Here is an 8,415-nt window from a genome sequence, read left to right as displayed (position 1 = left end):
CCCGCCCGGGCCGCGGCCTCCAGCGGCGCGCCCGTCGAGCTGCCGCCCCCGACCGGTCGCCGCGACGGCTCGGGCATCCCCTCGCCGCAGCCGATCGCGGCCTGCGCCGGGCCCGTCGCGGCGCAGCTCGGGGTCACCGGCGATGTGGAAGGCTCTGCGACATGAGGCACCCCCTGCGTCGCACTCTCGCCGCCCTGCTCGCCCTCCCGGTGGTGCTGGCCACGGCGGCGTGCGGCGGGAGCGACGACGAGCCCGCCGCCGACGAGCCGACCCCGGCCGAGGTGCTCGGCGAGGCCAAGAGCACCCTCGACGAGACCCCGGGGGTGCAGCTGAGCCTGACCACCGAGGACCTGCCGGAGGGCGTCACCGGTCTCACCAGCGCGATCGGCGTGGCGACCAGCGCCCCGGCGTTCGACGGCGCCTTCAAGGTGATGCTCTCGGGCACCGAGTTCGAGGTGCCCGTGGTCGCCGTCGACGGCAAGGTCTACGCCCAGATCCCGCTCACGCCCGGCTACTCCGACGTCGACCCGGCCGAGTACGGCGCCCCCGACCCGGCCGGGCTGATCACGCCCGACCGCGGCTTCTCCTCCCTGCTCCCCGTCACCGAGGACCCTGAGCGGGGCGAGAGCGTCCGCGGCGGCGACGACAACAGCGAGATCCTCACGACCTACACCGGCACCATCCCGGGTGAGGCGATGAGAAAGGTCATCCCGAGCTCCTCCGGCGACACCTTCGACGCCGCCTACCTCGTCAGCGACGACAACGAGCTGCGCGAGGCGGAGCTGACCGGCGTCTTCTACCCCGACTCCGAGGAGATGACCTACACCGTCACCTTCGACGACTACGGCACCGAGCAGGAGATCACCGCGCCGTGACCGCCACGGCCGACTCGTCGGTGGGTCGGAGCGGTCGGCTGCTGCTGGGGCTCGCAGCGGTCGCGGTGGCCTTCGCCGCCGCCGACACCTACGTCGTGGTGCTCGCGCTGCCGGACATGATGGCCTCGGCCGGCGTCCCGGTCGAGCAGCTCCAGCGGGCCGCCCCGGTGATCTCCGGCTTCCTGCTGGGGTACGTCGCGATGCTGCCGCTCATCGGCCGGATCGCCGACCTGCGCGGCCGCCTCCCGGTCCTGCTGATGGCCCTGGTGGTCTTCGCGTTCGGGTCGCTGGTGACCGCGCTGGCCTACGACCTGCCGAGCATGGTGGCCGGCCGGTTCCTGCAGGGCGTGGGCGGCGGCGGGCTCGTCCCGGCGACCCTCGCCCTGGTGGCCGACCTCTACCCCGCCGACCGGCGCAGCGTGCCGCTCGGGCTGGTCTCCGCGGTGCAGGAGATCGGCTCGGTGCTGGGCCCGCTCTTCGGCGCCCTGGTGCTCTCGGTGGCCGACTGGCGGGCCATCTTCCTGGTCAACCTGGCCGTCGGCCTGGTCCTGGCGGTGGCGCTGAGGGCGCTGCGGCACGGCCACGCCGCCGTCGTCACCGGTCCCCCGGCCCGCGGCCGGCCCGACGTGCCCGGTGCCCTGCTGCTGGTCGTCGCGGTCGGTGCGTCGGCGCTGGTCTCCCTCCGGCCACCGGCCCTGATGCGGGACCTCACGTGGGGCGAGATGTTCGTGCCCTTCGGCGGCGACGGACGCTGGCTCACCCCCGTCGGGGCCGTGGCGATGGGCGCCGCCGCCCTGTTCCTGGTCCGGTGCCTCACCGCGCGCAGGCCGCTGGTCGACCTGCGCGGCTGGATCGGTGCCATGCGGGAGGCCGACCTCACCGGGTCGCTGCTGCTGGCCGTCGCGCTGGGCGGCGTGATCCTCGCCTTCTCCACCGCCGACCCGAAGATCCAGGTGTTCGCCGAGAACGGGTGGTGGTACCTCCTCGGCGCGCTGGTGGCATCCGTGCTCCTGGTGTGGCACCTGCGCCGCGACGACGCCCCGCTCGTCCCGCACGGTGCCCTGCGCCGTACGCCGGCCTGGGGCGCCCTGCTCGTCAGCTTCTTCGTCGGTGCCGCCCTCATCGCCGCGCTCATCGACATCCCGCTGTTCGCCCGCACGACCGTCCATGCCGACTCCCAGCTGGGGGCGGCGCTGGTGCTGGTGCGCTTCCTCGTCGCGCTGCCGGTCGGTGCGGTGCTCGGCGGCTACCTCTCGCGCCGGGTCGGTGCAGGCCCCACCACCGCGCTCGGCATGGCGGCCGCCGCGCTCGGCTTCGTGCTGATGAGCCGCTGGGACCTCACGACGCTCGAGCACTGGCACGCCAACCTCGCCCTGGTGATCGGCGGGCTCGGCTTCGGGCTGGCGCTGGCGCCGGTCAACGCGGCCGTGCTGGCCCACACCGACGACGACGTGCACGGCCTGGCCAGCGCGCTCGTGGTCGTCGCCCGCATGGTCGGCATGCTGGTCGGGATCTCGGCCCTGACCGTCATCGGGCTGCGGCGGTACTACGCCGAGCAGGCCGACTTCCCGTCGGTGCGTGAGGTCTGCGACGGCCGGAGCCGCTGTGCCGAGTTCACGCTGGTGCTGAAAGAGGCCGGCATCGCCCAGGAGCAGACGGTGTTCCTCGGGGCCGCGGTGTGCGCGGTCGTGGCCGGCCTGCTGGCGGTGGCGCTGTTCCGCGGCGCCCGCACCGACCGCATCAGCGCACGAGACGCCCTGTCGGCACACTGAGGCATCCGATAGCGTCCGCGGTCGTGGATGACTTCGACGACCTGATCGCCGCGAACGCCGCGTTCGCATCCGACTTCCGGCTGGCCGGCTTCGACGGGGTCGCCCACGCCGGCGTCGCCATCGTGACGTGCATGGACAGCCGGATCGACCCGCTGGGCATGGTCGGGCTCTCCCCCGGCGACGCCAAGATCTTCCGCAACCCCGGCGGCCGCGTCACCGCCGCCGCGCTGGAGGCGCTCGTGCTGGGTGTTCACCTGCTGGGGGTGCGGCGCATCCTCGTCGTCCCGCACACCCGGTGCGCGATGGCGAGCAACACCGAGGCCGAGCTGCGCCAGCGCGTCAGCGCGTCGACCGGGGTGGACGCGAGCTGGCAGGAGTTCCACGTCATCGCCGACCAGGTCGCAGCGCTCGAGGAGGACGTGCGGACGGTGCGCTCACACCCGCTGATCCCCGAGTCGGTGCAGCTCGGCGGCTTCCTCTACGACGTCGACACCGGGCTCATCGACCGCAAGTTCTAGATCGCCGGGCCGGTCCACACCACCTGACACGGCCCGCCCGGCTCAGGCGTCCAGGGTCTCCACGTCGACCTCGTAGGCACCCTGCACGATGAACTCCTTGCGGGGCGCGACGTCGGAGCCCATCAGCAGCTCGAAGACGTCGGCGGCGACGAGCGCGTCGTCGACGGTGAGCCGGCGCAGGGTGCGGTGGCGGGGGTCCATGGTGGTCTCGGCCAGCTGGTCGGCGTCCATCTCGCCGAGGCCCTTGTAGCGCTGCACCGGGTCCTTCCAGCGGACGCTCCGCTTCTTCAGCTCCGCCAGCCGGCGCTGCAGCTCGTCGTCGGAGTAGGTGTAGACGTACCTGTCCATGCCCTTCTTGGGGTTGGCGAGCTCGATGCGGTGCAGGGGCGGCACGGCGGTGAACACCCGGCCCGCTGCGATGAGCTCGGGCATGTACTTGAAGAACAACGTGGCCAGCAGGCAGCGGATGTGCGCGCCGTCGGAGTCGGCGTCGGCCATGAAGATGATCCGGCCGTAGCGCGCGGCGTCGATGTCGAAGGTGCGCCCCGAGCCGGCGCCCACCACCTGGATGATCGAGGCGCACTCGGCGTTCTTCAGCATGTCGCCGACCGAGGCCTTCTGGACGTTGAGGATCTTGCCGCGGATCGGCAGGAGCGCCTGGTACTCGGAGTCGCGCGCCAGCTTGGCCGTGCCGAGCGCCGAGTCGCCCTCGACGATGAAGAGCTCGCTGCGCTCGGTGTCGTTGGACCGGCAGTCGGCCAGCTTGGCCGGCAGGGCGGAGGACTCCAGGGCGTTCTTGCGGCGCTGGGTCTCCTTGTGCGCGCGGGCCGCCAGACGGGTCTTGGACGCCCCGACGACCTTCTCCATGACCAGCCTGGCCTGCGCCTTCTCGGCGCGCTTGCCGGAGGTCAGGAACTCCTTGAGCTCCGCTGCCACGACCTTGCGCACGACGCCGCGCGCGGCGGGCGTGCCGAGGATCTCCTTGGTCTGGCCCTCGAACTGCGGCTCCGCGAGCCGCACCGTCACCACGGTGGTCAGGCCTTCGAGGACGTCGTCCTTGACGACGTCGGCGTCACCGACCTTGAGCGCCTTGGTGGAGCGCATGACGTCGTTGAACGTCTTGGTGACCGCGGCCTCGAAGCCGCTGACGTGCGTGCCGCCCTTGGGCGTGGCGATGACGTTGACGAACGAGCGCAGCTCGGTGTCGTAGCCGGTGCCCCAGCGCAGCGCGACGTCGACCTGCAGGTCGCGCTCGACCTCCTGCGGGGTCATGTGGCCCTGGGCGTCGAGCAGCGGCACGGTCTCGGTGAAGGTGTCGGACCCCTGCAGGCGCAGCACGTCGGTCACCGGCTCGTCGGAGGCGAGGAACTCCACGAACTCAGCGATCCCCCCGTCGTGGCGGAACTTCTCCTCCACCGGCTGGTCGCCCCGCAGGTCACGGATGACCAGCTCGAGCCCCGGCACGATGAAGGACGTCTGCCGGGCCCGGCCCAGCAGGCCCTCGAGCTCGAAGGTGGCGTCCTTCGTGAAGACCTGGCGGTCGGGCCAGAAGCGGATGCGGGTGCCGGACCGGCCCTTGGCGACCCGGCCGCCCTTGCGCGAGAGCCCCGACCGCGGCGTGAACGCCGCCCGCGGGCCGTCGGCGTCGAAGACCCCCGGGACGCCGCGGTGGAAGCTGATCCCCTGCTCGGACGGCGAGCGCTCGACGTCGATGTCCATCCGCGAGGACAGTGCGTTGACCACCGACAGGCCGACGCCGTGGAGCCCGCCCGTGGCGACGTACGAGCCGCCGCCGAACTTGCCCCCCGCGTGCAGCTTGGTGGCCACCACCTCGACACCGGGCAGCCCGGTCTTGGGCTCCTTGTCGGTCGGGATGCCCCGCCCGTCGTCGTGGACCTCCACCGAGTCGTCGCGGTGCAAGGTGACCTCGACCCGGTGCGCGGCACCGGCCAGCGCCTCGTCGACGCCGTTGTCGATGATCTCCCACAGGCAGTGCATGAGGCCGCGGGTGTCGGTCGAGCCGATGTACATGCCCGGGCGCTTGCGCACCGCCTCCAGGCCCTCGAGCACCAGGAGGTGCGCTGCGTTGTACGAGGTGTCGGTCGGTGCTGCCACGAACGTCCTGTCCCATCACGATGCGGTCACGGCCGGGTCGCCGTGCGCTCCGGTCAGGGCCAAACCTACCCGCGACCACCGACTCCGCGTCGCAGGCTCGCCTCGCCGGCGACACGCCGCAGGCACTCGCGCGACCGGTGCCGCCTCCTCGCCCCGGTCGGCCTACGGTGGTCTGGAACAGCGCACCGCACCACGGCAATCCGATCACGATGTGGGAACGAACTACCTGGGAAACAGTCGTTCCGCAGTATGGGAGCGGCCGGAACGGGTACAACTTCCTGTGATGGGATGCACCACATCGACCGGGACTGGCGGGGGAATTACTTGATCCCCCGGTTACGTTGATGGAAGTACCGATGAAAACGAACCTGACGATCCAGACACCATGCTCACCACTTAATGGGAAGAGGCCGATGTGACTACCGCCGTTGCCCCCAGTGCCTCCGCGCTGACCGCGGCCGACCGCTGTGACCGTTGCGGAGCCCAGGCCTACCTCCGGGTCGAGCTCCAGAGCGGCGGCGAGCTGCTCTTCTGCGCGCACCACGCCCGCGAGCACGCCGACGCTCTCCGTGAGGTCGCCGTGACCGTGGTCGATGAGACGCACAAGCTCTCCAGCAAGCCGGCTGCGGCTCCCGACACGGACCGCTGACCACCAGCTCTCCACCAGGCTCACGACGGCCCCGGACCTCACGGTCCGGGGCCGTCTGCGCGTCCCGGCCCGTGTGACACCCTGACGCCGTGACTGACTCGGGCACGCTGACCACCCTCCTCGTCGGGATCGCCATCGCCGTCGGCATCGCGGGCATCGTGGTGCCCATGCTCCCGGGCACGCTCCTGATCCTGGGGGCGATCCTCGTGTGGACCCTGGAGGTGGGCACCGACACCGCCTGGATCGTCTTCGGCGTGGCCACCACCTTCCTCGTCGTCGGCACGATCGTGAAGTACGCCGTGCCCGGACGACGCCTCAGGGCCACCGGCGTGCCCACCTCGACCCTCGCGGTCGGTGCCGCCCTCGGCGTCGTCGGGTTCTTCGTGGTCCCGGTGGTGGGCCTGCCCCTGGGGTTCGTGCTCGGCGTCTACCTGGCCGAGCGCCGCCGCCTCGGCTCCGAGCAGGCATGGCCGTCCACCAGGCAGGCGCTGCGGGCGGTGGGGCTCAGCATCCTGATCGAGCTGGTCGCGGCGATGCTCGCCGCCGCGACCTGGGTCGTCGGCGTCCTCGCCGTCTGAGCCCCGTCATGGCCGTCCTCCTCGCGCTCGCCGCAGCACTCGCCTACGGGGTCTCCGACTTCATCGCGGGCCTCGCCTCCCGCCGTACCTCCGCGTGGCCGGTGGCCGTGGCCGCCGCCACGGGCGCCCTGCTGGGCGCGACGATCATCGCCGTGGCGTTCCCCGGCGACCCCGCGGCCGGCGATTTCGCCTGGGGTGCCCTGGCCGGCGTGGGCAGCGGGATCGGGTCGGCGTTCCTCTACCGCGGCCTGTCGCTGGGGCGGATGGGCGTGGTCGCGCCGATCTCCGCGGTGGGCGCCGCGGTGGTGCCGGTGCTGGTCGGCGTCGCCACGGGTGAGCGGCCCGACCCCCTGGTCTGGCTGGGCATCCTCGCTGCCGTCCCGGCGATCTGGCTGGTGTCGAAGGAGCCCGTGAGCTCGACCGGCCCGGCGGCCGGCGTGCTCGACGGCGTGCTCGCCGGCGTCGGGTTCGGCGTGCTCTTCGCCGCCACCGGACAGATCGGTGAGGACGCCGGCTACTGGCCGCTGGTCGCCACCCAGGTCGCCTCCATGCTCATCGTCGTCGCACTCGCGGTCTCGCTGCGCCAGGCGTGGGCTCCACGCGCTCCGAGCGACTGGTGGGGCGCCGTGGCCGGCCTCCTGGCCACCCTCGCCGTCCTGGGGTTCCTGCTCGCCGCCCAGCGCGGCCTGCTCGCGGTGGCCGCGGTGCTGGCCTCGCTCTACCCCGCGGCCACCGTGGTGCTCGCCGTGCTCGTGCTGCGGGAGCACGTGCACCGCGCGCAGGCTCTCGGACTGGGCCTGTGCGCGGTGGCCGTCGTGCTCGTTGCGGCGGGGTGAGGGTCAGCCGGCGGCCAGCCAGTCGATGAAGACCGACATGCCGCCTCCTACCCGGCGGGTCAGGTCGGCGAACCTCACCTCGACGAACAGCCGCTCGGCGCCGTGGCGGACGACGACGTCGGCGAGCGTGGCACCGGCGCGCCACGGGCGCCGATCAGGCTCGCGGCACCCGTCGCAGGGTCACCGCGCGAGCCAGGAGAGCACGATGCGTCCGGTGCGCCGCAGCTGCTCGGGGTCCACGACCTCGGGCAGGTCGCCCGGTGAGTGGTAGCCGGCGTACGGCGTGCTGCCCAGACGGGCGCCCGGCAGCCCGGCCCGCACGAAGGACCAGTGGTCGCTGGAGCGGTTCGGCTCGCGCACGACCGGCACGTCGGCCCGCCGCGCCGCCCGCGCGACCGCCTCGGAGGCCGGTCCACCGCCGCTCTCGAGGGCCGAGCCGACCGGCACGACCGAGCCGACGCCGACCCGGTCGAGCGAGACCATCCCCCGCACCGCTCGCCGCTCCCGGGGCGTGAGGGACGCGACGTAGGCCCGCGAGCCGTAGTGGTGGTCGGCGTCGCTGTCGCCGCGCGGCTCCTCGGCGCCGAAGGCGACCAGGACGACCGGCAGGCGCGTCGCCCGGTCGCGGATCGACTCCCCCACGGCCAGCAGGACACCGACGCCCGAGGCGTTGTCCTCGGCGCCGGGCGCCTGAGGCACGGTGTCGAGGTGGGCACCGACCACCAGGTGCGGCTCCCCGGGACGGTAGCCGGGCGGAGCGGCGATGACGTTCTGCGAGGTGCCGGCCGCCACGGGCACGCCCCAGGAGACCCCGCGGGGCGTCTCAACCGGCTGGCGGCGGACCTGGAGGCCCAGCCGCTCGAAGCGGCCCGAGACCCAGTCGGCCGCCTCGCGGTAGGCCGGGCTCGTGGCGTGACGGGGCCCGATGCGGCCGGCCAGGTGGCGCACCGCGCGCACCGCCACCCCGACATCGAGGTCGGCGGGCCGCACCGGCCGCGGCTCGGCCACCGGTGCCGCGGGTGTCTCCGGGGCGGGCGGCTGCACCGGGGCGGGGTTGCTGGCGGCCGCCGAC

8 protein-coding genes are annotated in these 8,415 nt (G+C 73.2%); 6 read left to right on the top strand and 2 right to left on the bottom strand.

Annotated elements, in window-relative coordinates; all coding sequences use genetic code 11:
- The first annotated feature begins 161 nt into the window (after window positions 1–161).
- From QZX64_RS06530 to QZX64_RS06520, 3 genes are read left to right on the top strand one after another with little or no spacing between them, the layout of a single operon-like run.
- Window positions 162–875 (top strand): LppX_LprAFG lipoprotein, encoded by a 714-nt coding sequence (locus QZX64_RS06530; RefSeq protein ID WP_295657795.1) that lies wholly within the window; start codon window positions 162–164, stop codon window positions 873–875.
- Window positions 872–2,647: an MFS transporter gene (locus QZX64_RS06525; RefSeq protein WP_295657794.1), complete on the top strand. Its 1,776-nt coding sequence runs from the start codon at window positions 872–874 to the stop codon at window positions 2,645–2,647. Before QZX64_RS06530 ends, QZX64_RS06525 begins: the two co-directional genes overlap by 4 nt.
- 23 nt (window positions 2,648–2,670) lie before the next feature.
- The gene (locus QZX64_RS06520; protein ID WP_295657793.1) at window positions 2,671–3,165 is read left to right on the top strand and encodes a carbonic anhydrase; all 495 of its coding nucleotides are present in this window, start codon (window positions 2,671–2,673) and stop codon (window positions 3,163–3,165) included.
- A 42-nt stretch (window positions 3,166–3,207) separates the two neighbouring features.
- Here QZX64_RS06520 and QZX64_RS06515 read toward each other — a convergent pair whose 3' ends face one another.
- Window positions 3,208–5,280, bottom strand: coding sequence for a type IIA DNA topoisomerase subunit B (locus QZX64_RS06515; RefSeq protein WP_295657792.1), 2,073 nt, complete (start codon window positions 5,278–5,280; stop codon window positions 3,208–3,210).
- 415 nt (window positions 5,281–5,695) lie between these two features.
- On the opposite strand from QZX64_RS06515, the gene QZX64_RS06510 reads away from it, so the two are divergent.
- From QZX64_RS06510 to QZX64_RS06500, 3 genes are all read left to right on the top strand, one after another.
- Window positions 5,696–5,929 (top strand): hypothetical protein, encoded by a 234-nt coding sequence (locus tag QZX64_RS06510; protein WP_295657791.1) that lies wholly within the window; start codon window positions 5,696–5,698, stop codon window positions 5,927–5,929.
- An 89-nt stretch (window positions 5,930–6,018) separates the two neighbouring features.
- A complete protein-coding gene (locus tag QZX64_RS06505; protein WP_295657790.1) occupies window positions 6,019–6,507 on the top strand; it encodes a DUF456 domain-containing protein in 489 nt (162 codons plus the stop codon).
- A gap of 8 nt (window positions 6,508–6,515) precedes the next feature.
- Complete coding sequence (locus tag QZX64_RS06500) at window positions 6,516–7,343, top strand: EamA family transporter (RefSeq protein ID WP_295657789.1); 828 nt, start codon at window positions 6,516–6,518, stop codon at window positions 7,341–7,343.
- A gap of 180 nt (window positions 7,344–7,523) precedes the next feature.
- Here QZX64_RS06500 and QZX64_RS06495 read toward each other — a convergent pair.
- Window positions 7,524–8,415, bottom strand: an 892-nt coding sequence (locus QZX64_RS06495) for a M28 family metallopeptidase (RefSeq protein ID WP_295657788.1), incomplete at its 5' end; no start/stop codon positions are given.

This window comes from uncultured Nocardioides sp., from assembly GCF_902805925.1.
Lineage (GTDB): Bacteria > Actinomycetota > Actinomycetes > Propionibacteriales > Nocardioidaceae > Nocardioides.
This window is presented reverse-complemented; position numbering and strand designations above follow the sequence as displayed.